Raw genomic sequence first — 23,762 nt, forward strand, 5'->3', positions numbered from 1 at the left:
GGAAGAGCGACCGACAGGAGGCAGGCCCGTGGTGCTGGTGGTGTCCGACGAGGTGCGGGACGCGATCGACGCGCGTCGACCCGTGGTGGCCCTGGAGTCCACGATCATCGCGCACGGGCTGCCACGCCCACGGAATCTGCGGGTGGCGCTGGAACTGGAGAACGTCGTACGGCAGGAGGGCGCCGTTCCCGCCACGATCGCCGTGCTGGACGGGCGGCCCCACGTCGGCCTGGACGAGGAACAGTTGGAGCGGGTCGCCAACGAGGACGGCATCCGCAAGCTGGGCCACCGGGACCTGCCGCTCGCGGTGGCCCGCGGGGCGAGCGGGGCGACGACGGTGTCGGCGACCGCGCTGCTGGCGGCTCGGGCGGGCGTACGGGTGTTCGCGACGGGTGGGCTCGGCGGGGTACACCGCCAGTGGACGGTGACGCAGGACGAGTCGGCCGATCTCGGGCTGCTGGCACGTACCCGGATCACCGTGGTGTGCGCGGGGGTGAAGTCGATCCTGGACGTGCCGGCGACACTGCAGCGGCTGGAGACCCTGGGCGTCGCGGTGGCCGGCTACGGCACGGACCGCTTCCCCGGCTTCTATCTCTCGGACTCGGGACACCCGGTGGAGTGGACCCTGGAAACCCCGCGGCAGGTGGCGGACGTGATGCGGGCTCAGGACGCGCTCGACGGACCGGAGTCGGCGCTGATCGTCGCCCACCCCCTGCCCGAGGCGGAGCAGCTGGATCCCGAGCTGCACGCGCGCGTGCTCGCCGAGGCGCTGCACGCGTGCGAGCAGGAGGGGATCACCGGCCAGGCGGTCACCCCGTTCCTGCTCGACCACCTGGTGCGGCACACCGACGGGGCCTCGCTGCGCGCCAACCTCGCGGCGGTGCGCGGCAACGTACGGCTGGCGGGGCGGATCGCGGCGGCCTGGGCCGGGGCGTGACCACGGGGCGGCCCCGGCCGGGTGCGCCCGGAGCGGCGGATCACGGGGGCGGCCGGGCGGCCGGCCCAGAGGGGGCGCTGCTCGTCGTCGGGGACGTCATCACGGACGTCGTCGCCCGGCACCGGGGGCCGCTCGCCGCGGGCACGGACACGGCCGCGGCGATCCGGACGGTACCGGGCGGCGCGGGGGCGAACGTGGCCTGTTGGGCCGCCCGCGGCGGCCGCTCGGAGGTACGGCTGCTGGGGCGGGTCGGCGCGGACTCGGCCGCCTGGCACGAACGGGAGCTGGTCGGCCACGGAGTACGGCCCCGGCTCGTCGTCGATCCGCAGGCGCCCACCGGGACGGTGATCTGCCTCGTCGACGCGGGCGGGACGGCCGAGCGGACGTTCCTCACCGACAGCGGGGCGTCGCTGCGGCTCGGACCCGAGGACTGGTCGGACGCGCTGCTCGACGGGGTCGCCCGGCTGCACCTGTCGGGCTATCTGCTGTTCTCCGAACCGAGCCGGGCGCTGGTGACCGTCGCCTTGGAAGCGGCACGCGCGCGGGAGGTGCCGGTCAGCCTGGACCCGGCGTCGTCCGGTTTCCTGGTGACGTTGGGAGTGGACCGGTTCCTGGCGCTCGTCGACGGCGTGGACGTACTGCTGCCCAGCCGGGACGAGGCCTGCCTGCTCACCGGGGTGCCGGATACGGCGGACGCGGCGGCCCGGCTGAGCCGTCATGTCCCGCTGGTGGTCGCCAAGCAGGGCGCCGACGGCGCGCTGGTGGCCCGGTCCGGCACCGTGATCGCCCACGTCCCGGCGGTACCGGCGACACCCCGGGACACCACCGGGGCGGGCGACGCCTTCACGGGCGCCTTCCTCGCCGCCCTGCTCACGGGTGCCGCACCCGAGGACGCGGCGGCGGAGGGGTGCCGGGCGGGGGCGTTGGCGGTGGAGCGGGTCGGGGGGCGGCCGGCGGTGGAGGTCGCGGGGCGGATTCGAGGTGGTGGGAGCTGAGGGGCGGGTCTGCGGGGAGGGGGCTGAGGGACGGTGCCGGCGGACTGCGTTGATGGAGGGCTCCCCTCGCCCCACACCCTCGCGTCGGCTCCCGCCGTCCGCAGGCCCACGCCCTACGCCTTGCGTCCCCATGCCGAGATCATCGGGGCGGTGGCGAGGTCCATGCCCCCGGAGGCGACGTTGGCGAGGTGGCGGTCGATGTCCTCGTCCGTGGCGAGGCCCGCGGTGACGAGCTGAGCGCGGATCTGGCGAACGGTGGCCGACTCCAGGGCGGCGCAGGCGGGCGAGGTGACCGGGAAGTACGCGTCGGCCTCCACCCGGCGCAGGCCGGCCTCGCGCAGCAGACGCGGCAGCGTGCGCCCGTGGGCGAGGTCGGCGCCCCGGTCGGCGAGCAGGTGCCGGAAGCCCTGCCGCAACCGGTTCGCGAGCTGCTGCTCGGGGCCGTGCTCGTCGGGGCAGAGCAGCGGCTGGAGCGCCGGGTCGGCGTCCTCGACCAGGAGACGCCCGCCGGACCGCAGGGCCTTGACCATCGACCGCAACGCCCGTTCGCGGTCCTGCACATGGACGAGTACGAGCCGGGCGTGCACCAGGTCGAAACCCTCCCCCGGCGGCTCCTCGGCACCGACGTCGTGCACCCGGACCTGCACCGGCGGCCGGGCGGCCGCGGCGAGACGTGAGGTGTCGATGTCGGTGGCGACGACCCGCCCGGTCGGACCGACCTTCTTGGCCAGCCAGGACACCACGGAGGTGCCTCCGGCACCGACCTCCCAGCAACGCCAGCCGGATCCGATGCCGAAGCCTTCGAGGTGCCGGAACGTCGTGGGGTCGAAGAGGGTGGCCAAGGCGTCGAAACGTTCTCCCGCCTCGGTCTGCCGGTTGTCGAGGAGATACCCGTCGGTTCGCGTCATGCCGCGATCATCCCAGTTGCCCTGCTTGTCCACAGTGGTCGACGCGACGGGCACGATGAGATGGCCGACCGCGCCCGGCCTGTGCCCGGCCTGTCCCCGCGCCCGGCCTGTGCCCGCGCCCGGCGGCCCTCGCCGAAAAGCCGTTGTCCACAGCCGGGAACCAAGCGGAACGCACTGTTCCCACAGGCTTGCCCGCCGCTCACGCCGAGCTGGCAGACTGACTCGCCAGAGCGCGGGAACGCGGCGCGAGGGAGATGCACGCAAGGAGATCCGGATGTCCATGGCAGGGAATCTGCGGAAGGTCACGAGCCTCAGCAAGGTAGGCGGCCTCCGCAAGGTGGCACGGCTGGCACGTCGGCGTCCCCGCGTCGACCTGAGCCATCCGGCCCGGTCCCCGCTGGGCTCGTCGGTGGTCAACTGCGTGACGTACCGGGAGGGGGTCCGGGTCCCGGCCGGGACCGATCTGGTCGACGCGGTGGAACGGGTGCGCAAGCACCGCGACGGTTTCGTCTGGCTCGGCCTGCACGAGCCGACGGGCCAGGAGTTCGCGGGCATCGCCGACCTCTTCGACCTCCACCCGCTGGCGGTCGAGGACGCGGTCGAGGCACACCAGCGCCCGAAGCTGGAGCGCTACGGCGACACACTCTTCGCGGTGTTCAAGACGGTCTGCTACGTCGACCACGAGGAACTCACGGCGACCAGCGAGGTGGTCAACACCGGTGAGATCATGGTGTTCGTCGGCCAGGACTTCGTGATCACGGTGCGCCACGGACGGCACGGCTCACTGGGACCGTTGCGCGAGGAGCTGGAGTCCGCCCCCCAGCAGCTCGCCAAGGGTCCGGCGGCGGTGCTGCACGCGATCGCGGACCATGTGGTCGACGACTATCTGCACGTCACCGACGCGGTGCAGGAGGACCTCGACCAGGTCGAGACGGCCGTGTTCTCGGACACCGGCGGCCGCGTCGACCCGGGGCACATCTACCAGCTCAAGCGCGAACTCCTGGAGCTGAAGCGCGCCGTCGTCCCGCTCGGCCGTCCGCTGGAGGAACTCGCCGCCCGGCCGATCCGGGTGGTCGACCCGGAGATACAGGCCTACTTCCGCGACGTCGCCGACCATCTGCTGCGTGTGAAGGAGCAGATCGCCGCCTTCGACGAACTGCTCAACTCCATCCTCCAGGCTCACCTCGCGCAGGTCACGGTCGCGCAGAACGCCGACATGCGCAAGATCACGGCATGGGCCGCGCTGATCGCCGTACCGACGATGGTGTGCGGGTTGTACGGCATGAACTTCGACTACATGCCGGAGCTGCACTGGCGATTCGGTTACGGCATGGTCCTCGGCGTGATATCCGTCGCCTGCCTGGTCCTGTACCGGGGTTTCCGGCGCAACGGGTGGCTCTGACCGGCGGCGCGGCCTTCACGGCACCGCGGCACCGTGTCCGGCGCGGCCGGCCGGGACGTGTCGGGCGTAGGCGCTCGGGTCAGCGGTCAGGCGTCCGCGCGTAGACGCTCTCCGCCCAGCTCGCGATCTGGTCGTCCGCCAGGTGCCGGACAAGGTCGGCTTCGCTGATCATGCCGACCAGGCGCTTGTTCTCGATGACGGGAAGCCTGCGGATCTGGTGATCCTGCATCTCGTGAAGCACCTCGCTGACGTCGGCGTCCGCGTCGATCCAGCGCGGGGTGCCCTGGGCCATCTCGCCCGCGGTGACCTCGGCCGGGTCATGGCCCCTGGCGACACAGCCGACGACGATGTCGCGGTCGGTGAGAATGCCGCAGAGCCGTTCGTTCTCGTCGCTGATGGGCAGGGCGCCGACGCCGAGGTCGCGCATCAGCTGGGCGGCCCGGTCCAGCGTCTCGCGGGCGGGGATCCACTGGACGCCACGGTGCATGATGTCTCCGGCGGTGGTCATGGAGTACCTCCCGGTGCCGGGCGGCCGGCGCGGAGCGGGGTGTCACCGCAAGTCCCGGCGCCCTACATTCTCGCGGCGCCGCCGGGCGCCCGCACCCGGAGGGGGCTCCCGTCGCGGGCTCGGGACCGCCTACCCGGTCGCAGGCTCGGGCCACGGCCTCCGACCGCGAAGCCCACGATCTTCCGCGGGACAACCCGGATGATGAGGCGGACCTCGTCGTCCTTCTCACCGGGCGGGTCGATGCCGAGGTACTTGTGCGAGAGCTCGTACGGGAGCCGCTTGTCCTCGTCCGGGAGGATCTCGGCGGTGCCGCGGATCTCCACCGAGGTGCAGGGGGCGGCGAGGTCGAAGACCGACCGGCTGACACGGGGGTCGCGGCGGAGGTTGCGCACCTTCTGGCGTCGGGCGGTGGAGCTGAAGAGCACGGTGTCGTCCTCGCGCTTGATCCAGACCACCGAGCGGTACGCCGTCAGGGCCGAGGGTGGCGACGCCGGCGAAGTTCCGGCCGTCGAGAAGGGCGCGGACCGAGTGGTCGAAGGAGACGGGATCACAAAATGGGGATTCTGTCGATCAGCTGGAAACGGGGGTCGGATCAGCCGTTCCAGGCCGGGTGACGTGGGTCGTCGGCGCGTACCAGGACATCGGCGGTGCCGGCCGGGTCGGTCTCGTTCTCGTAGCGCTCGAAGGCGGGCAGCGTCCAGTGCTCGGACTCGGGGGTGCGGCGGCGCAGGGCGCCGGGTGACAGGAGGACATGGACGGTCAGGTCGAAGGGGAACCAGTGGCGCAACAGGAGGGGACCATGCAGCAACAGAACACCACCGGGGGCAAGTCGGACGTAGGGGTTGCGGGTTGCGCGGTCGGTGGCCGGGTCCCACAGGTCGGGCAGGACACGTCCGTCGCCGCCGGGTTCGAGCGGGCCGAAGACCTCGCGCCACAGGGCGCCGGTGTCGAACCAGCCGTCGTAGTACGCCTCCACGTCGTGGTGGCCGTACTCCAGGCGCAGGGAAGCTGGGCGCAGGAACCCGTGCGTACCGACGACGAGAGAGGAACGACCGCGTACCCGCAGTGCTTCCGCCACCCGCTCGGCCAGGTCGCCGGGGTGAGCAGCCGGGGCGCCGTCGAGGGCGATGCGGGGCCACGGGCTGCCGTCGGCCGGTTCCAGGTCGAGTACACGTTCGGCCAGGAGGTCGCCGAGCCGGTCCCAGGTGATCGCTTCGAGTCGCACCCGGCCATGATGCGTCAGGGCGCGATCAGGATGCGCTTCGTTCGTGGGCTCGGCGGGCGGCGAGCAGGTGCGGGAGATGGGTCCGGCTCCAGATCCGGGCGGCGTCGAGGAGGGGGATCAGGGTGCGGCCGAGAGGGGTGAGGGCGTATTCGACGCGGGGCGGGTTCTCGTCGTACGCGGTGCGGGTGAGCAGGCCGTCGCGTTCCATCGCGCGCAGGGTCTCGCTGAGGACCTTGGGGGTGACCGCCCTGAGCTCCGGCGCCGGGCGCGGGACGCGGCACGGCGGGCGGCACAGGACGTGCGGTTCGCGGACGCGTTCGCGGCGGAGATTCGGCGGCTGTTTCCGGGATGCCCGGAGCAGCGGGCGCGGGAGGTCGCCGCGCATGCCTCGGTACGGGGCAGTGGGCGGGTGGGGCGGAGTGCGGCGGGGCGGGCGCTGTCCGAGGGGGCGGTGATCTCGGCGGTCGTGGCGTCCGTGCGGCACGTGGACACGCCGTACGACCAGTTGTTGATGAGCGGGGTGGCGAGGTCCGAGGCCCGGCGGCGGATCACGGGGGTGGTGGAGACGGTGCTCAGGGACTGGCGGGGAGAGGGGGTGGAGGCGGAGGCCGGGTGAGCGCGGGAGGGGGTGGGACCGGCGAGCGCGTTCCCTGGTGGAGGCGGGGTCCGGGCCGCGACCAGACAGGCGCCGGGACGCCGCCCTGGTCCCCGTACTGTCCTTGCCGCCCCGGCCCTGGTCCCCGTACTGTCCTTGCCGCCCCGGCCCTGGTCCCCGTACTGTCCTTGCCGCCCCGGCCTTGGACTCTCGCGTATGTGCCCGCGTGGATCAGGCATGTTCGGGGCGTCCGTACGGGGATTCACTGGGGGTGACGGTGGGTGCCGGGCAGGGGTTCGGCCGGACCAGGAAGTGGGTGTCGGCGTGATCGACGGACCGTACTTCGTACTGACGCTGGTGGGTGTACTGGGGACCGGACTGGTCGCCGGGGTGTTCTGCGGGTTCTCGACGTTCGTGATGCGGGGGCTCGCCGCGTTGCCGCCCTCCCGGGGTGTCGCCGCGATGCAGGCGATCAACGTGACCGCGGTACGGCCGGCGTTCATGCTCGTGTTCACCGGATCGGCCGTGGTGTGCGTGGTGATCGCGGTGGTGACGTTCGTGCTGTGGCCGGACGAGGGGACGGCCGAGTTGCTGGTCGGCAGCGGGCTGTACCTGTTCGGCGTGTTCGGGCTGACCGTGGTGGCGAACGTGCCGCGCAACAACGCGCTGGCCAGGATGGAACCGGACACTCCCGAGGCGGCCGCGTACTGGCCGACGTATGTGCGCGAGTGGACGATGTGGAACCACGTCCGCACCATCGCCTCGGCCGCCGCGGCGGTGTTCTACGTGCTCGCCCTCACCTGAGCGCATCGGTACTCCCGGCAGCCGAAGCGTGGTCGTGGGCGCTGTCGGGAACGCGGTCGCAAGCACCGTCGCATGCGGGGTCGCAAGCACGGTCGGACGCTCTGCGCGGGTGGCCGAGGGGACGTATCGTGGCCGGAAGCAGTACCGGAAACCATCCGTACGAAGCTCCGGAGCCGTACCGGGCGAAGTACCGGACGCAATGCCCCAAGTACCAGAAGCAATGCTGGACCAAGTACCGGAAGCAGTGCCGGTCCAAGTACCGGAAGCAGTGCCGGTCCAAGTACCGGAAGCAGTGCCGGAAGAGTGCCGCCCGATGACGCACGGCCACGTCGGACGCGCGAGCGTCATGCGCAAGCAAGGAACACGCCCATGGCCGACCCCAAGGGATTCATGACCACGCCCCGCCAGGACTGGCCGCGCCGGCCGGTCGAGGAGCGGGTGCGGGACTGGGACGAGGTGTACGTCCCCGGGGCGCTGCTGCCCATCATCGACAAGCAGGCCGACCGCTGCATGGACTGCGGCATCCCCTTCTGCCACGACGCCTGTCCGCTCGGCAATCTCATCCCCGAGTGGAACGACCTGGTCGCCCGCGACGACTGGCGGGTGGCCGCCGATCGACTGCACGCCACGAACAACTTCCCAGAGTTCACTGGGCGGTTGTGCCCGGCGCCGTGCGAGGCGGGGTGTGTGCTGGCCATCAACCAGCCCGCGGTCACCATCAAGAACGTCGAGGTCTCCATCGCCGACCGGGCCTGGGAGCTCGGGTTCGCGCCGCCGAGTCCGCCCGACCGGCTGTCCGGGCGGACGGTCGCGGTGATCGGCTCGGGACCCACCGGCCTCGCCGCGGCACAGCAGCTGACCCGGGCGGGACACACGGTGGTCGTGTACGAGAAGGACGACCGGCTCGGCGGACTGATGCGGTACGGCATCCCCGAGTTCAAGATGGAGAAGCACCATCTGGACCGGCGGATCGAGCAGTTGCGGGCCGAGGGCACGAAGTTCCGTACGTCGACGGCGATCGGGCGGGACATCGGCGCCCCGGAGCTGCGTGCGCGTCATGACGCCGTGGTGATCGCCACCGGGGCGACGGCGTGGCGGGAACTGGACGTGCCCGGGCGCGAGTTGACCGGTGTCCAGCAGGCGATGGAGTACCTGCCGCTGGCCAACCGGGTACGTGAGGGAGACCTGGAGGTCTCGCCGATGTCCGCCGCCGGGAAGCATGTCGTCATCGTCGGCGGCGGTGACACGGGAGCCGACTGCCTGGGTACGGCGGTGCGGGAAGGGGCAGCGTCCGTGACCCAGTTGGACATCTACACGCAGCCCGGCACCGAGCGGGACGAGGACGCCGAGCCGTGGCCGACGTACCCGAGGGTCTACCGGCTGTCGGCCGCGCACGAGGAGGCCCGTGACCTGCGGACGGCACCGGCGGCGACCGCGGACGCGCGGCTGTTCGCGGCGTCCACCCTCCGGTTCACCGGCGACGCCGACGGGCATGTGCGGTCCCTGCACCTGGTCGAGGTGGACGCCCGGCGGCGGCCGGTGCCGGACAGCGGGCGCCGCCTGCCCGCCGACCTGGTGCTGCTCGCGCTCGGCTTCTCGGGGCCGGACAAGGAGGACGGTCTGGTGGACCAGCTGGGCCTGGAGCTGGATCCGCGCGGGACGATCACGCGGGACGCGGACTTCGCCACGAACGTCCCCGGTGTGTTCGCCGCGGGGGACGCTGCCCGGGGGCAGTCGTTGATCGTGTGGGCGATCGCGGAGGGGCGGGCGGTGGCGGCGGCCGTCGACCGCCATCTGACGGGGAGTTCACGGCTGCCGGCGCCGATCGGACCGTACGACCGCCCCATGGCCGTATAACCCCGTGGCTCCACCAGAGCCGACGCCGGAGATGCCACCGGAGCCGACGCCTGGGGTGCCGCCGCAGGCGGGCCCACGCGCGGCGCGCCCGCCGGCCACCGCGAGGTCCGGGCTGAACCTCGTAAGCCTGCTGGTCCACGACCGGCCCAGGCCACCACGGTGCCGGCGGCGTACCTCGCGCCGACCGGACTGCCACCACCACCACCGCTGCCGATGACGATGACGGTGCCAACGGCGATGGCGATGGCGATGGTCAGCCAACTGGTCGGCCTACCGCCGCGTGTGTGGTCGTGGGAGCGAGCCGGACCGTCACGGTCACGGCTTGCGTGCCACCGCCCCGTAACCGGGAATGACCCCGTCGTCCTGGCCCGGGACCGGGTCACCCAGCTCGGGATGCCACAACTGCGGTACCTCGACGCCGGGTTCGACGAGGTCCAGGCCGTCGAAGAAGCGGGTGAACTCCTCGCGGGAGCGGAGTGCCAGGGTGACGCCGGCCGCCTTCAGCTTCTCGGTGGCCGCCTTCGACTCCTCGGGCGTGAAGTCGGCCGTCGCGTGGCTGATCACCAGGTAGCTGCCGGAGGGGAGTTCGGCGAGCAGCCGGCGGACGAGTTCGTGCGCGCCGTCCTCGTCGGAGACGAAGTGCAGCAGCGCGATCAGCGAGAGGGCGACCGGCCGGCCGAAGTCCAGGATCTTCCGGGCGCCTTCGAGGATGGCGTCCGGGTCCCGTACGTCGGCCTCCAGGTACTCGGTCACGCCGTCGTCCGTGCCGCGCAGCAGGGCGGCCGCGTGGGCGAGCACGATCGGGTCGTTGTCGCAGTACACGACCCGCGCGTCGGGGGCGGCCCGCTGGGCGACCTGGTGGAGGTTCGGTTCGGTCGGGATGCCGGTGCCGATGTCCAGGAACTGGCGTACGCCGTGCTCGGCGAGCCAGCGCGTGGCCCGGTGCATGAAGGCGCGGTTGACCCGCGCCATCACCGGCACCCGCGGGTCCAGGGCGAGCATCTGCCGGCCCATGGCCTCGTCGACGGGGTAGTTGTCCTTGCCGCCCAGGTACCAGTCGTACATCCGCGCGGGATGCGGCTTGCTGGTGTCGATGTCGACGGCACCGCGAGGGTCCTGCCCGGTCATGAGGCGCTCCGTAAGACGCAAGGGGTGGTCAATTCAGTACCAAGTTAAGGAAGTCGAGCGGGAGAAAGGCAATCGGTTCAGGAAAGCAGGAAGTCGGCCTCCCCCGCCTTGGCGCCCTCGATGAAGGCGGTCATCTCGTCGGTCGTGTAGATCAGCGCGGGCCCGTCCGGGTCGGTGGACTGGCGGACGGCGATCCTGCCGTCGGCCAGTTTCATGGCCTCCAGGCAGTTGCCGCCGTTGCCGCCGCTCCACGGCTTGTGCCAGCCCTCACTGCCCAAGTCCCGCGCGGGCATGCCGTTGTAGACGCGTAGGCGCGGCTTGATGCGATCCATTCACAGCTCCTTGCGGAGATCCCGGAGGATCTCCTTCGTGCGATGTGCCGTAGCGGCCTGCGCCGCCATGCGGTCCATGACCTCGAGGTGGGTCGCCACCTCGGTGCGCGCGTCCAGATAGACGGCGCCGGTCAGGTACTCGCTGTAGACCATGTCCGGGAGTTCCGGCACGGCGAATCGGAAGAGCACGAAGGGCCCGTACGTGCCCGGGTGCGGCCCGTTCTCGAACGGGGCGACCTGGAGGGTGACGTTGGGCAGCTCCGTGGCGTCGAGCAGTTTGTCGATCTGCGTGCGCATCACCTCCGGGCCGCCGACGGGGCGGCGCAGCACGGTCTCGTCCATCACGACCCACAGCCGGGGCGCTTCCTGACGGGTGAGCAGTTCCTGGCGTTGCATGCGCAGGTCGACATGGCGCTCGATCTCGTCGGGGCTCGTCTGCCCGATGGCACCCGAACGCAGGACACCACGCGCGTAGTCCTCGGTCTGCAGCAGCCCGGGGACGAAGTGCGGCTCGTACTGCCGGATGAGGGCGGCGGCCCCCTCCAGGCTGACGTGCATCGAGAACCAGCCGGGCAGCACGTCGTGGAACCGCTGCCACCAGCCGGGCCTGTTGGCCTCCTCGGCCAACTGGACGAACGCCTCGGCCTCCTGGTCGGAGATGCCGTAGGCCTTCAGCAGGAGCTGGAGGTACGGGATCTTCAGCGAGACCTCGGCCATCTCCATACGACGGACTGTGGCGGGGGCCACACGGAGGATACGGGCGGCCTCCTCGCGCTTGAGCCCCGCGCGCTCCCGCAGGTCCAGCAGGCGCCGGCCGAGGACGACCTGTCCGACCGTCGGCGCGGACCGCGGTTCGCTCACCCTCCACCTCCACAAAGTCCCTGCTCGGACGGCCGCGAGGGGATCGGGGCCGGGTCCCGGAATGCATGCTGACAGCCCTGCGGCGCCATTCGAAGACCCATTCGAAGATCGGTACGGATCTCCGGTGATCCCAACTGGCGCCGCTCTCAGTGCTGTTGCGAGCAGTGTGCCACGGCCCTTCACCGCGTCACACAGCACTCTGCATTTTTCAGAGTGACACTTGCCAAGTGTTCACGGCGGGGCGATAGTGGCAAGCGTGATTCCGTCCGCGCCCTTAGGAACAGACGCTGCCGCAGGCCGCCCCCTCGGTCTCGGTGCCGCCGCGGGAGCAGGCCCCGACCGGGCCGCTGCCGAGCGCCGGTTCCGCTTCGAGCTGGCCGCACATCCGGGTTCTCCCGCGCAGGCCAGACGCCTGACACGGGCGCGGCTGACCGGCTGGTCCGTCTGCGAGGACACCTGCGACTCGGCGGCCCTGGTGGTCTCCGAGCTGGTCACCAACGCCATCGTGCACACCGCGAGCCACCGGGTCGTCTGCGAGCTGCTGGACAGTGACGACCTGGTGCGGATAGCCGTGCGCGACGAGGGCTGCGCGCCGGGTGAGCCCCGGCCGTCGTCGCAGCGGCCCGAGGAGGAGCAGGGGAGGGGACTGATTCTCGTCGACGCCCTCTGCCACGCCTGGGGCGCTCATGAGCACGGCCCCGGCCTGCTCGTCTGGGCGGAGCTCCCCCGCAAGGCCGACGCGCCCCGCGCGGACGCGGGCCCCCGCAACGACCTGGGCTGGGGCGCCCGCCCGAAGCCGGGCGGGGCCGGCAGCTCGGGGAACGAGGCCACCGGGCGGGCGAGCGCCGCGGCGGAGCAACTCCACGCGGCCACGACGCAGCCGGGCGCCACGGTCGAACCACCCTCGCCGGTCGAACCACCTTCGCCACTCCCCGAGGTCGCACCCCCGGCCCTCAACGCACCCCCGGCCCTCAACGCGCCCCCGGCGCCCCGGGCACCCACTGCGCCCCGGGTGCCCCCGACCCGCCCGGACGCCGAACCCCAGCACGGCACCGCCGCCGCCGAGACGGACGACGGGACACCGGCCCGTGACCATGGGACGGGGGCCGCATGGGCGTAAGGGCTGGTTCCGGCGGCGGCCAGGTGCTGAACCTGGACACGCTGGTCCGCCTCGGACGCGGGCTGCGCACTCCGGGAACCCCCCGGCGGCTGCCCGTGCCCGAGGGCATGACGGCCCCGCTGGGCTGCGACGCCGTGGCGGTGCCCGCGCGGTTCGGCCCCCTGGTGATGCCGCGCCTGCCGCGGGTCGGATGCGTCTACGCGGACGAGGCGCACTGGTGGTGGATCGTTCCGTCGGACTCCGACTACGCCCTGGAGTGGCCCGCCCCCGTCCGGTACGCCACCGGGGCGGTCGTCCCGGACGCTCCCGGCCTCCCGGGTCTCATCCACCGGCCGGAAGGGACGATCCCGTACACGCCGCCGATACCGCTGTACCTGGCCCTGTGCCGGCTGACCGGCACGACGCCGACCTGGTCGAGGCCGGTCAGCGCGTAGGCCCGGCTCCGGCCCCCGGCCGCCCCTCGCCGGTGACGGACACCACCAGCGACCCGATCGACCACCGGCCACCCGCGACCGGCCACCGGCCACCCGCGACCGGCCACCGGCCACCCGCGACCGACGACCGGCCGCCGGCCACCGGCCACCACGGCCGACGGACCCGCACCACGAGCGATCGGCCACCCTCGGTCGGCGCGCACCCCGCCCCCTCCGGTCGGAGTGCGCCCGCGTGCTCCGGCCGCCACCCCCTGCGCCCTGCCCGGGCCGAGTCCGCTTCGCGATAGTGGCGGTTCGTCCACGTCCGGGGAGGTCGGCGGTGGGAACGAAGGGCGACGCGGATCCGGGCGGCGCGGACCAACCCCAGGTGTCCGATTCGGAGCGGCTGCTGTTCGGCGGCCCCCTGCGCTACGACATGGGCTGGAACTCGCACGCGGACGCGTTCCTGGAGCTGAACTTCCGGGCCATGCTGGTCCGCCTCCCCGCCATGCTCACGGCCAGCTTCCACCTCGCCTGGCAGGCCGACCGACGGGCCGCGCGGACCGTGCTGGCCGCCGAGGTGGGCCGGGGCCTCGCCCAGGCCGTGAGCCTCCTCGCGGTCAACAGCCTGCTGGGCCGGCTGATCGGCGGCGGCACCCTGGAGGACCGGCTGCGCGGCGCCGTGCCCGCCTTGGTCGTGATGGCCTCCGTGATGCTGGTCGGAGCGCTGCTGCGGGCCGCCTCGACGTACGCCACCGGGCGGCTGGAGCCCAAGGTGGAGCGGGTGGCGACCGAACGCTATCTGGAGCGGGCCGCGACCGTGGAGCTGACCGCGATCGAGGACCACGCCTTCCACAAGCTGCTGGACACCGCGCAGTACGGCGCCACCTCCGCCCGGCGGATGATCGGATACGCCACCCGCGTGGTGAACGCGATCATCTCGCTGATCGCGGCGGCGGGCGTGCTCACCGTGCTGCACCCGGCGCTGCTGCCGCTGCTGGTGACGATGACCCTGCCGAGCGCCTGGAGCGCGCTGACGAACGCGCGCCGCCGCTACGAGTCCTTCCACACCTGGGTGCAGCACGCGCGCGCGGGCCGGCTGCTCGGCGCCCTGCTGATCGAACCCGAGGCGGCTCCCGAGATCCGGGTGCACGGAGTGGGCCCGTTCCTGCTGCGCCACTTCCGTGAGATGTCCGAGACGGCGGAGGCGGAGCAGGCCCGCCTGGCCCGGCTGGCGGCCCGTACGGGGCTGATCGCGGCCGGCTGGACCGGCCTCGCGACGGCGGCGACGTACGCCACGCTGGGCGGGCTGCTGCTGGCGGGCGCGATGGCGCTGGCGGTGGCGGGGACGGCCGTGATCGCCATCCGCACCGGCTCGCAGAGCCTCGCCACCCTCGTCGTGGAGATGAACGCCCTGCACGAGGAGGCGCTGTTCGTGGGCGATCTCCAGCGGCTCCACGTCGAGGCGGCCGAACGGGCCATTCCGGTGGGCGGGGCCGCCCTGCCGGACGATCCGCGCGAGATCCGGTTCGAGAACGTCAGCTTCACCTACCCGGGTGACGCGACCCGTCCCGCGCTCGACGACGTGACTCTCACCGTCCCGCTCGGCAAGATCGTCGCCCTGGTCGGCGAGAACGGCTCCGGCAAGACGACTCTGGTCAAGCTGCTGGCCGGGCTGTACGCCCCCGACCGCGGCCGGATCCTGTGGGACGACGTCGACGCGGCCGGCGCCGACCGGCACCGGCTCGCCGAACGGGTCGCGATGGTGGCCCAGGACTTCAAGCGGTGGCCGTTCACCGCCCGCGTCAACGTGGCCGTGGGCCGTTCCTCGACGCCGCTCACCGACGAGCGGATCACGGAGGCGGTCGCGGAGGCCGGGGCCCAGGAGGTGCTGGTGGATCTGCCTCGGGGCCTGGACACCCTGCTGGCCCGCAACTTCAGCGGCGGGCACGAGCTGTCCGGCGGCCAGTGGCAGCGCCTGGGAATCGCCCGGGCCGCGTACCGGCGCGGGCACATCCTGATCGTGGACGAGCCGACGGCGGCCCTGGACGCGCGGGCGGAACTGGAGGTCTTCGAGAAGATCCGCGCCCTGGCGGGTACGGGGCAGACGGTCATCCTCATCACCCACCGGCTGGCGTCCGTCCGCCACGCGGACCTGGTGCACGTCCTGGACCAGGGCCGGCTCGTGGAGTCCGGAACGCCGGACCAGCTGCTGGCGACCGGCGGGGTCTACGCGGAGCTGTACTCGCTCCAGGCGGAACAGTTCACGACGAAGGTACCGGCACAGACGAAGGTAGCGACGCAGACGGACGGAGCAGGACGGACAACCGGATCAGGCCAGCCGGACGCGCCAGGTCAGAGGAACGGGCCGGGACAGACGGACGAGCCCGAGCAGACGGACGGGCGGGATCAGACGGACACGGACGGGCCGGGACAGGCGGACGCTCCACGGAAGGTGCCCGCCCCGAAGACGGGCTGACCTCACGCGACGGCGTCGGCCGCCGCCTCCCCACTGCGCACGATCACCAGGAACGTGTCGGTCGCGAGATCCATCACGACCTCGGCCTGCAGCCCTTCAAGACGCCGCGCGTGCGCGAACTCCTCCGCCGGCCACGAGCCTCGCGGCCCACCTGCGGGAAAGCGTTCGAGCACTGTTCGCCCGTTCACCACCCTGCACCTCCAGAAAGCGTTCGTAACTTGTAGGAGTTAACGCCTTCCCGGGGCAGAACGCCTCGCCCAGTTGCTGGACTGAGACGTAGTTGACACGCGCGTAGAGCACACCGTGAGGATTCGGTTACTTTCCGATCGGTTCTCTTACTTTAGGTGTCAGTCGTCGTACTCATCGTGATAAAGAACGCTCTCACCCCGTGAGCGCCCCGAATACCGACGCGCGCCCCTCGAGTGCCAGGGCACCGTCCAGCCCATCCGCGCCTTGAACGCCAGGATCTTCCGGGACGGCGCCCGGGACGCCGCCGCGAACGCCGTCCCGCGCACATGCAGATGCGCGCCATATGTCCGATCTGGTCCAGGAAGCCCGAGCAGCTGCGACGGCCGGCGTCCCACTCGGGCGCGAACAGGGAGCGGTATACGACGAGTTGGCGGCGCCCCTCGAAGAGGTCGAGCAGCGAGGCCTTGCCGTCTCCGCCCTCGAACACGTACTCCGTGTCGACCTCGACCATCGGCAGCCCGCCCCGCTCGGCGTTGAGCGCGGGCCGCGCGCGTGAGCGGGAAGGACGGGACGACGGGACGACGTCTCCGGCGGCGGTTCGGCGGGGCCGGTTCAGGTCGGGCCGTTCAGTCGAGCCGGTTCAGGTCAGCCGGTCCAGGTCGGGGCCGGCGCGGACTCAGGTGTCGTAATCCTGGATGCGCCTGCCGTGGCTCCGGTCGACGAGGGCGGGCAGCCGCGCCCCCAGCTCCGCGACCACCGCGGGGACGTCGATGGTCAGCAGCTCGCGGTCGCGCATCAGGATCCGTCCGTCGACGATCGTCGTGCGGACGTCGGAGGAGCGGGCGCTGTGCACGAGGGTCGCGGCCAGGTCGTGGACGGGCTGGGTGTGCGGGCCGGTGAGGTCGACGAGGATCAGGTCGGCCCGCCGCCCGGGGGTGATGCTGCCGACGGCCTCGCCGAGTCCCACCGCCCGGGCACTCTGCAGCGTGGCGTGATGCAGGGCCTGGCGGGAGGTCAGCCAGCGCGGGTCCCCGGTGGTGGACTTCTGGATGAGGGCGGTGAGCGCCATCGCCTCCCACACGTCGAGGGAGTTGTTGGAGGCGGCGCCGTCCGTGGCGAGCCCGACGGGGACACCGATGTCGCGCAGGGCGCGGACCGGCGTGGTGGTGGGCCAGCCGAACTTCAGGTAGCCGCGGGGAGCGGTGGCCACGGCCGTACGGCCCCGGGCGGCGGCCAGGACGGGCAGGTCACGCTCGACGATTCCGGTGCCGTGCGCGAGGAGTACGTCCGTGTCGAGGATCCCGGTGCGCTGGAGGACCTCGATCGGGGTGACGCCGTGCCGGGCGAGGCTGGTGTCGGTCTGGTCGCGGTTCTCGGAGGCGTGGATGTGCACGGGCAGGCCGTGGGCGTGCGCGAGGCCGGCGGTGGCCACGAGGTCGGTGTCGTCCACGGTGTAGGGGGCGTGCGGAGCGAGGGCGGTGGTGATGCGGCCGCCGGCGCCGCCCCGGTGCCGCAGCGCGAACTCCAGGGACTTCTCGCGCCCCTCGGGCCCCTGCGAGGAGAAGTACGCCTGCCCCAGGTGGGCACGCATCCCGCACTCGGCGACGACGGCGGCGACCGCGTCCATGGCGAAGTAGTGGTCCGCGAAACAGGTGACGCCGCCCCGGATCATCTCGGCGCAGGCGAGCCACGCCCCCCACGCCACGTCCTGCTCCGTGAGGTTGGCCTCCACGGGCCACACGACGTCGTTGAACCACTCCTCGGTGGGCAGGTCCTCGGCGATGCCGCGCAGCGCGACCATCGGGGCGTGGGTGTGGCAGTTGACCAGCCCCGGCAGGGCGACCTGACCGCGCGCGTCGAGACGTTCGGCGGCTGGCCGGTCCGCGACCGCGGCGGCGGTCGTCACGGACCGGACGACGCCGTCCCGTACGACGATCGCGGCGTCCTCCTCGAAGCCGATCCGCTCCTGGTCGTCGTGCACGAGGACGGTGCAGCCGGTGACGATGAGATCGGCGGTGCCTTCGGCGCGCGCTGCGGGAGAGGGCGTCATCATGCCAACGTACGACGGCGTCGTCACGGCGCGTCAGCCGAATCGCGCATCCTGTCGTGGCCCTGTCCAGGTGTGCTCCGGGCGGGCACGCTGGGCTGGGGCCGCTCCGCCGGACAAGGCCCCCACCGCCGCTGCCCGACGGCTTCCGGAAGGAGCCCGGCATGCTCCTCGGCACCTGGAACCTGGAGAACCTCTACCGTCCCGGCGGCCCGTTCGGCCCCGCGGACGAGGCCGCGTACGAGGCGAAGCTGACCGCCCTCGCCGCCGTGATCACGGAACTGGACCCGGCGCTGCTCGGGGTGCAGGAGGTCGGGGAGCCGGGGGCCCTGCGGGACCTGGCCGGAATGCTGGAGGGCGCCTGGCATCTCGCGCTGTCCCGGCGTCCGGACGCCCGGGGCATCCGGGTGGGCTTCCTCGGGCGTACACCGTTCGAGGTGCTGGCCGACACGACCGCGTTCCCGGCGAGGCTGCGTCCGGTGCAGGCGGACGACGCGGGGGTGGCGGTGGCGGAGGCGGGCCGCGGTTTCCTCGCGGTGGAGGCGGAGACCGGGCAGGGCCCGCTGCGGGTGGCGGTCGCCCATCTCAAGTCGAAGCTGCTGTCGTATCCGGGGGGCCGCTTCCAGCCGCGCGACGAGGGCGAACGGGCGCGGTACGGGGCGTACGCCCTGTACCGGCGGGCGGCCGAGGCGGCGGGCCTGCGCGCACTGGCCGACGCGCTGCTGGCCGGTGAGTCTCTGAACGGTCCGCCGGCCGGTGCGGTGAACGGTCAGCGGCCGGGCGGCGACGGCCGTGAGCGGGACGTCGCGGTGCTGGGCGACCTCAACGACGAGGTGGGGGCGGCGACCACGCAGATCCTGCTCGGCCCACCCGGCTCCGAGATCGGCACCCCCGGCCACGACCTGGCCGACCGGGGGGACGCGGCCCGCCTGTGGAACGTGGCCCCGCTCATCCCGGTCGAGCAGCGCTACTCCCGCGTCCACTCCGGCCGCCGCGAGCTGATCGACCACGTCCTGGTCAGCCACCGCTTGGCCCACCGGCTCACGGAGGCGGGCACGGGCCTCCCGGGCGACGGCCCTCCGCGACTCCCGTCGGTGGGACCGGACCCGGCGGAGCGGCGCGGGGCGCGGGGGTCGGACCATGCTCCGGTGTGGGTGCGGATGGGAATGGAGTAGCGGGGAGGACCAGCGGGGTGGAGTCGTCCGGCTCGGTCGGGGCACCTCACCCGGCGACGGCCTCACCCGGCGACGGGCAGGCCGGGTATCCGCAGCCCCTCGCGGTCGCGTTCCCTGGCCAGTTCGTCCAGCAGTTCGGTGAGGCGTTCGGTGTGCCGGGGGCTGAGCCGTCCCGTGTCGTCGAGGTGCACGGCGCAGGCGGTGGTCGTGTCGACGAGCCGTTCGAGGGTGGCGGCGATCTCCTCCGCGCCCTCCGAATGCCGGGCCAGCGCGGGGAGTTCGGCCGCGGCGAGGGTGATGGCGGTACGGGCCTCCGCGAGCGCCCGGTAGGCCTCGCGCCGGAGGGTCCAGCGGGCGGCGCGGCTGTCGGAGCCGGTGTCGGCGGACGTGGCGACAGCGGAGGTGAAGGAGGTGGAGGCGCCGGACGTGGTGGTGGCGGAGGTGGCGCGCAGCGCAGGTCCCTCGGACTCCCGCACGGCATGCGTCTCCGACTCCCGCACGATGTGAACGTCCGACTCCCGCAGCACATGGGCCAGGTACGCCTGCGCCGCGCTGCCCGCCGCGGCGAGCCTGGTCCGCACCCCGCCTGCCCGCTGCCCGAGGATCGGCAGGTGCCCCACGATGAGCACGATCGCGCAGGCCAGCAGCGTCTCCCCGATCCGGCCGGCGGAGGCCTGCGGCTCGCCGGCGACCATGACCAGCGACAGCACGAGGACGGTGACGACGGCGGTCTGCGCGGCGAAGTGCCGTGTGGCCACGGGAATGAGGGCGCCGCTGACGGCCACGAGCGCGATCAGCCCCTCAGGGCGGGGCAGCACGGCCGCGAACCCGGCGAACACGAGGGCGCCCAGGACGGTCCCGGCGGCCCGGCACAGCACACGCGAGGCGAGTGGCCCCAGGTCGGGCTTGACGAGGAAGACGGCGGTGGCGGGCAGCCAGTACCAGTGCTCGTGCTGCCCGTACCAGCGTCCTTGGTGCAGGGCCTGGGCGACGCCGACGCTGACTCCGAAGCAGAGGGCGACCCGAAGCCCGTACTCACGCCCCCCTGCTCCGCACACGGTACGGAGCAGGGCCCTGGTCGTACGCCTGCGGGTGTGCAGGTCGGTGCCGGGCGCCCGGTCGAAGGCCTCGGCGGCGTGCAGCAGTGCGTCGTCGAGGGCGCGCAGCCCGGGCGCCGAACGGGAGGGCGCGGGCAGCGGCCCGGTGTGCCGGCTGTCGCGTACGGCGGCGGCCAGACGCCGGGGCCCCTCGGAGGCGCGCCCGGAGACGCCGTCCCCGGCCCAGGCGAGCGCGGTCGCGGCCTCGGCGAGCGGCAGCGCGGCGGCGTACTGGGCGTGCAGCCGCCGTTCGGCCGCGGAGCTGGCGTACCGCCGCAGCCGGGGCCCGGCGAGGGCGTCCTGCGCGTGGTCGAGGGCGGCGGTGAGCGCGGCGCGACGGTTGGTGGCCCGCGGTGTGCCCGCCGCGTCGAGGAGGTCGGCCACGGCGTCGTAGACCGCGGCGACGGCGTTGCGCTCCCCGTCGAACCGGAAGTCCCCGGCGAGGGCACCGGGCGTGGGCAGGACCAGCCGCAGTCCCAGCAGCCATCCGGCCCCGACGAGGAAGGCGAGCGCCCGTTGCCATCCGGGGGCGGGCAGCGGCATCCCGGCGCCGATGGCGGAGGCGACGAGCAGCTGCGTCCCGGCCCCGGAGGCGACGGGCCCCACCGCGCTGACGCTCCCGGCGACCAGCCCGACCAGGGTGAGGAGCAGGGTCAGGACCACGGCCCCGGCATGCCCCCCGACGTACGTCCCCAGGAACATCCCGGCCGCTCCCGCGAGCGCGGGCACCCCGAGCCTCCGTACGAAGGCCCGCCGGCTGCCGGGCCGGTCGTTGATCCCGGCCAGCATGGCGGCGACGGCGGCGACGACTCCCAGGGACGTCCGGCCGGCCAGCACGGCCACGAGCAGCAACGGCCCGGCGGACAACGCCCCCCGCAGGACCGCGTTCCAGGGCACGGGCCCCCGCTGGGCACGGAGAGCGTGGGCGAGCCAGGGCGGAAGGGTCAGAGCAGCGGGGCGTGACACGGGACTCCAGTCGTCTGGACGAAGGCGGAGGTGAGCCTTCGGACGACGGTGGCCGGGCTACGGACTGCGGACTGCGGGCCGTGCTGGTGCGGCCCGTGTCTGCACGGTAGTTCGCGGTCCTGGAGGGCATGGAACGGCCGCGTTTCGGGGGTGTGACGATCGGCTCGAGCGGTGGGTTCGTTATGAACGCAACTCCATCCGCACCGGTGTCGACGCGAAGCGTGCCCGGAGGCGTGACCTGTCCCAGGACGCCGTCGACACCCCGCAACCCCGCCCGCTCCGACAACCGCTTCGCTTTCGCCACCCACTCCTCCCGAGCCGGCAATCGCTTCTCGTTCGGCCACCCACTCCCCCGCGCCAGCAATCGCTTCTCGTTCGGCCACCCACTCCTACCGCGCCAGCAATCGCTTCTGGTTCGGCCACCCACTCCCCCCGCGCCAGCAATCGCTTCTCGTTCGACCACCCACTCCCCCCGCGCCGCGAGCACGCCATGGCCCGCCTGCATCGCGGCCGTTGCGAGCGCGCCGGCGACCTCCGTGAGGCGGCCCACGGTGTCCCGGCGGCCCAGACGGTTCCGGTGGTACGGGCGGTCCCAGTGGCCCGCCGGCCCAGGTGGTCCCCGTGGTTCCCACGGTCCCGGTGGTCCGGTGGTCCGGACAGCCCAGGCGGTCCCGATGGTCCCCGCAGCGGCCCCGGTCCCGACAGCCCCGGCAGCCCCGGCCACGGCGACGGCCGTCGTCCCGGAGCAGGGGTCGTCAGCGGGTCGCGTACTTGTCCGTCGCCGCCACGAGCGCCCGCGCCATCCCCGGCGCCCCGGCATCGTGTCCCGCCTCGTCCACGATCACCAACTCGCTGCCCGCCCAGGCGTGGTGCAGCCGCCAGACCGTGCCCAGGAGGTTGCCGAAGTCGAGGCTGCCCTGGACGAGCGTCCCGGGGATGTCCTTCAGGAGGGCCGCGTCCCGCAGTACGACGCCTTCGTCGTTGCCCTCGCCGAGGAAGTGGTCGTTGGCGAAGTAGTGCGTGACCGTCCGGGCGAAGCCCAGCCGGAACACCGGGTCCTCGAACCGCTCGACCGACCGCGGTGGCGCGGGAATCGTGGCCGTCTCCCAGTCCGTCCACGCCCGGGCCGCCCGCTCCCGTACCCGTGGATCGGGCGACTCGATCAGCCGGTTGTAGGCGGCGGCGAGGTTGCCGGACCGCTCCCTCTCCGGCGATCCGGCCAGGAATGGAGTGGCTGCGGGGGCTGCTTGGGCTGTCTTCGAACCTTCGAACGCTTGGAAGGCGTGGAAAGCTTGGAAGGCCTCAGGGAAGATCCTGCCCAGCCCTCTCGTCAGCAACGCCACCTCGGCGTTCGATCCGGTCGCGACGCCTGTCAGCACCAGTTCCGACACGGCTCCCGGGTGCGTCTGCGCGTACCGCAGTCCCAGCACCGACCCGAACGACAGGCCCCACACCAGCCATCGCTCGATCCCCAGGTGCCGCCGCAGCGCCCCCAGGTCCGCGATGAGATGAGCGGTCGTGTTCACACTCATGTCGGTGTCGTACGCGCTCGCGTGCGGCCGGGACCGCCCGCACCCGCGCTGGTCGAGCAGCACGATCCGGTAGGCGGCCGGATCGAACAGCCGCCGGAAGTACGGTGTGCAGCCGGACCCCGGCCCGCCGTGCAGCACCAGCGCGGGCTTGCCCCGTGGGTTGCCGCAGGTCTCCCAGTAGACGCGGTTGCCGTCACCGACATCGAGCATGCCGTGGTCGTGGGGTTCGGTCTCCGGATGAAGGGCCATCCCGGCACCCTAGGGCAGGGCTCGTTCCCCGTACGAGGCCGTCGGCAGCCCCGCCGCCCCCGCCGCCGTACGCAGCACCTCCCGCAGCATCGCGGGCGTGAGCCGGCCGGTGAAGGTGTTGCGCTGGCTGACGTGGAAGCAGCCGAACAGGTCCAGGCCGTCGAGCGGCACGTGGGCGCCGTGGGCGAAGGAGGGCCGGGGCCGGGGCACCTTCCAGCCCGCCTCGGCGAACGCCGGCAGCGCGGCCTGCCAGCCGAAGGCGCCCAGGACGACCACGGCTGCCAGGGTCGGCCGGAGCAGGTTCAGCTCCTGGACGAGCCAGGGCCGGCAGGTGTCCCGCTCCACGGGGGTGGGCTTGTTCGCGGGCGGCGCGCAGTGCACGGGCGCGGTGACGCGCACGCCGTACAGCTCCAGGCCGTCGTCGGGGGTCACCGAGGTGGGCTGCGAGGCGAGGCCCACGTCGTACAGCGCCTCGTACAGCACGTCTCCGGAACGGTCGCCGGTGAACATCCGGCCGGTGCGGTTCCCGCCGTGCGCGGCCGGGGCGAGGCCCACGATCAGCAGCCGGGCGTCTGACGGGCCGAAGCCCGGTACCGGCCGGCCCCAGTACGTCCAGTCGGCGAAGGCGGCGCGCTTGGTGCGGGCCACCTCCTCGCGCCAGGCGACCAGCCGGGGACAGGCCCGGCACCCGGCGATCCGCCCGTCCAGCCCGACAAGCCCGGAATCTCCGCTGGTGTCCATGCCTCCACCGTACGAAAGCCCAGGGCTCCGCCCGCACTCCGGTCCACCCGAGAACCCCCGATCCAGCCGGGAGCCCGCGGCCCGGCCCGCACATCCACGCGGAAATCCCGCCTGAGCCGCCCGGCCGAGGGGACTAAGGTCGGAAGCATGGCTGTGGAGCACACGGACGACGAGAAGCCGACCGGGACGACCGGAGCGACCG

At 72.9% G+C, this 23,762-nt stretch carries 21 protein-coding genes and 3 pseudogenes; 10 read left to right on the forward strand and 14 right to left on the reverse strand.

Annotation, left to right across the window (positions count from 1 at the left end; all coding sequences use genetic code 11):
- The first annotated feature begins 31 nt into the window (after positions 1-31).
- The gene (locus tag QQS16_RS12575; protein WP_286066299.1) at positions 32-937 is read left to right on the forward strand and encodes a pseudouridine-5'-phosphate glycosidase; all 906 of its coding nucleotides are present in this window, start codon (positions 32-34) and stop codon (positions 935-937) included.
- Positions 934-1,932: a carbohydrate kinase family protein gene (locus QQS16_RS12580; RefSeq protein WP_502963780.1), complete on the forward strand. Its 999-nt coding sequence runs from the start codon at positions 934-936 to the stop codon at positions 1,930-1,932. Before QQS16_RS12575 ends, QQS16_RS12580 begins: the two co-directional genes overlap by 4 nt.
- Positions 1,933-2,045: 113 nt before the next feature.
- Here QQS16_RS12580 and QQS16_RS12585 read toward each other — a convergent pair whose 3' ends face one another.
- Positions 2,046-2,840: a methyltransferase gene (locus QQS16_RS12585; RefSeq protein WP_286061726.1), complete on the reverse strand. Its 795-nt coding sequence runs from the start codon at positions 2,838-2,840 to the stop codon at positions 2,046-2,048.
- 274 nt (positions 2,841-3,114) lie between these two features.
- Here QQS16_RS12585 and QQS16_RS12590 point away from each other — a divergent pair, with 274 nt between their 5' ends.
- Positions 3,115-4,242, forward strand: a complete 1,128-nt coding sequence (locus tag QQS16_RS12590) for a magnesium and cobalt transport protein CorA (RefSeq protein WP_286061727.1) — start codon at positions 3,115-3,117, stop codon at positions 4,240-4,242.
- A gap of 79 nt (positions 4,243-4,321) precedes the next feature.
- On the opposite strand, the gene QQS16_RS12595 is transcribed toward QQS16_RS12590, so the two are convergent.
- From QQS16_RS12595 to QQS16_RS43940, 4 genes are all read right to left on the reverse strand, one after another.
- Entirely contained in the window at positions 4,322-4,750 is a 429-nt protein-coding gene (locus QQS16_RS12595; protein WP_286061728.1) for a CBS domain-containing protein, read from the reverse strand.
- Between the two features lie 62 nt (positions 4,751-4,812).
- Positions 4,813-5,205, reverse strand: a complete 393-nt coding sequence (locus QQS16_RS12600; protein WP_502963781.1) for a TIGR03618 family F420-dependent PPOX class oxidoreductase — start codon at positions 5,203-5,205, stop codon at positions 4,813-4,815.
- A gap of 137 nt (positions 5,206-5,342) precedes the next feature.
- Positions 5,343-5,975 carry a nucleoside/nucleotide kinase family protein gene (locus tag QQS16_RS12605; protein WP_286061729.1) on the reverse strand — a complete coding sequence of 211 codons (633 nt, stop codon included), beginning with the start codon at positions 5,973-5,975 and terminating at the stop codon, positions 5,343-5,345.
- Between the two features lie 25 nt (positions 5,976-6,000).
- On the reverse strand, positions 6,001-6,183 hold the full coding sequence (locus QQS16_RS43940) for a winged helix-turn-helix transcriptional regulator (protein WP_502963902.1): 183 nt from the start codon (positions 6,181-6,183) through the stop codon (positions 6,001-6,003).
- A gap of 48 nt (positions 6,184-6,231) precedes the next feature.
- Between QQS16_RS43940 and QQS16_RS12615 the strand changes: the two are divergent.
- From QQS16_RS12615 to QQS16_RS12625, 3 genes and pseudogenes are all read left to right on the forward strand, one after another.
- A pseudogene (locus QQS16_RS12615) lies at positions 6,232-6,591 on the forward strand (DUF2293 domain-containing protein); the annotation flags it as partial.
- Between the two features lie 303 nt (positions 6,592-6,894).
- Positions 6,895-7,374, forward strand: a complete 480-nt coding sequence (locus tag QQS16_RS12620; protein WP_286061730.1) for an anthrone oxygenase family protein — start codon at positions 6,895-6,897, stop codon at positions 7,372-7,374.
- Positions 7,375-7,743: 369 nt separating this feature from the next.
- The gene (locus tag QQS16_RS12625; protein WP_286061731.1) at positions 7,744-9,231 is read left to right on the forward strand and encodes a glutamate synthase subunit beta; all 1,488 of its coding nucleotides are present in this window, start codon (positions 7,744-7,746) and stop codon (positions 9,229-9,231) included.
- 315 nt (positions 9,232-9,546) lie between these two features.
- Here the strand turns inward: QQS16_RS12625 and QQS16_RS12630 are convergent, their stop codons facing one another.
- From QQS16_RS12630 to QQS16_RS12640, 3 genes are all read right to left on the reverse strand, one after another.
- Complete coding sequence (locus QQS16_RS12630) at positions 9,547-10,359, reverse strand: SAM-dependent methyltransferase (protein ID WP_286061732.1); 813 nt, start codon at positions 10,357-10,359, stop codon at positions 9,547-9,549.
- Positions 10,360-10,436: 77 nt separating this feature from the next.
- Positions 10,437-10,691: a DUF397 domain-containing protein gene (locus QQS16_RS12635; RefSeq protein WP_210575902.1), complete on the reverse strand. Its 255-nt coding sequence runs from the start codon at positions 10,689-10,691 to the stop codon at positions 10,437-10,439.
- On the reverse strand, positions 10,692-11,552 hold the full coding sequence (locus QQS16_RS12640; protein ID WP_286061733.1) for a Sco1979 family transcriptional regulator: 861 nt from the start codon (positions 11,550-11,552) through the stop codon (positions 10,692-10,694).
- Between the two features lie 247 nt (positions 11,553-11,799).
- On the opposite strand from QQS16_RS12640, the pseudogene QQS16_RS12645 reads away from it, so the two are divergent.
- From QQS16_RS12645 to QQS16_RS12655, 3 genes and pseudogenes are all read left to right on the forward strand, one after another.
- Positions 11,800-12,378 (forward strand): annotated as a pseudogene (locus tag QQS16_RS12645) (ATP-binding protein); the annotation flags it as partial.
- Between the two features lie 284 nt (positions 12,379-12,662).
- The gene (locus QQS16_RS12650) at positions 12,663-13,106 is read left to right on the forward strand and encodes a hypothetical protein (protein WP_286061734.1); all 444 of its coding nucleotides are present in this window, start codon (positions 12,663-12,665) and stop codon (positions 13,104-13,106) included.
- A 415-nt stretch (positions 13,107-13,521) separates the two neighbouring features.
- Complete coding sequence (locus QQS16_RS12655) at positions 13,522-15,564, forward strand: ABC transporter ATP-binding protein (RefSeq protein WP_286066302.1); 2,043 nt, start codon at positions 13,522-13,524, stop codon at positions 15,562-15,564.
- Between the two features lie 2 nt (positions 15,565-15,566).
- Here the strand turns inward: QQS16_RS12655 and QQS16_RS12660 are convergent, their stop codons facing one another.
- The 3 genes and pseudogenes from QQS16_RS12660 to QQS16_RS12670 form a co-directional block, all read right to left on the reverse strand.
- On the reverse strand, positions 15,567-15,752 hold the full coding sequence (locus tag QQS16_RS12660) for a DUF8839 family protein (RefSeq protein WP_286061735.1): 186 nt from the start codon (positions 15,750-15,752) through the stop codon (positions 15,567-15,569).
- A gap of 222 nt (positions 15,753-15,974) precedes the next feature.
- A pseudogene (locus QQS16_RS12665) lies at positions 15,975-16,309 on the reverse strand (DUF899 family protein); the annotation flags it as partial.
- Between the two features lie 120 nt (positions 16,310-16,429).
- Entirely contained in the window at positions 16,430-17,803 is a 1,374-nt protein-coding gene (locus QQS16_RS12670; protein WP_286061736.1) for an amidohydrolase, read from the reverse strand.
- Between the two features lie 161 nt (positions 17,804-17,964).
- On the opposite strand from QQS16_RS12670, the gene QQS16_RS12675 reads away from it, so the two are divergent.
- A complete protein-coding gene (locus tag QQS16_RS12675) occupies positions 17,965-18,975 on the forward strand; it encodes an endonuclease/exonuclease/phosphatase family protein (RefSeq protein ID WP_286061737.1) in 1,011 nt (336 codons plus the stop codon).
- 62 nt (positions 18,976-19,037) lie between these two features.
- On the opposite strand, the gene QQS16_RS12680 is transcribed toward QQS16_RS12675, so the two are convergent.
- The 3 genes from QQS16_RS12680 to QQS16_RS12690 all read right to left on the reverse strand — a co-directional run bounded on the left by QQS16_RS12680 (position 19,038) and on the right by QQS16_RS12690 (position 23,560).
- A complete protein-coding gene (locus QQS16_RS12680; protein ID WP_286061738.1) occupies positions 19,038-21,038 on the reverse strand; it encodes an FUSC family protein in 2,001 nt (666 codons plus the stop codon).
- Positions 21,039-21,793: 755 nt separating this feature from the next.
- Entirely contained in the window at positions 21,794-22,819 is a 1,026-nt protein-coding gene (locus QQS16_RS12685; protein ID WP_286061739.1) for an alpha/beta fold hydrolase, read from the reverse strand.
- A 9-nt stretch (positions 22,820-22,828) separates the two neighbouring features.
- Positions 22,829-23,560, reverse strand: a complete 732-nt coding sequence (locus QQS16_RS12690; protein ID WP_286061740.1) for a uracil-DNA glycosylase — start codon at positions 23,558-23,560, stop codon at positions 22,829-22,831.
- Between the last annotated feature and the right edge of the window lie 202 nt (positions 23,561-23,762).

The sequence above is a fragment of the Streptomyces sp. ALI-76-A genome (assembly GCF_030287445.1).
In the GTDB taxonomy this organism is placed as follows: domain Bacteria; phylum Actinomycetota; class Actinomycetes; order Streptomycetales; family Streptomycetaceae; genus Streptomyces.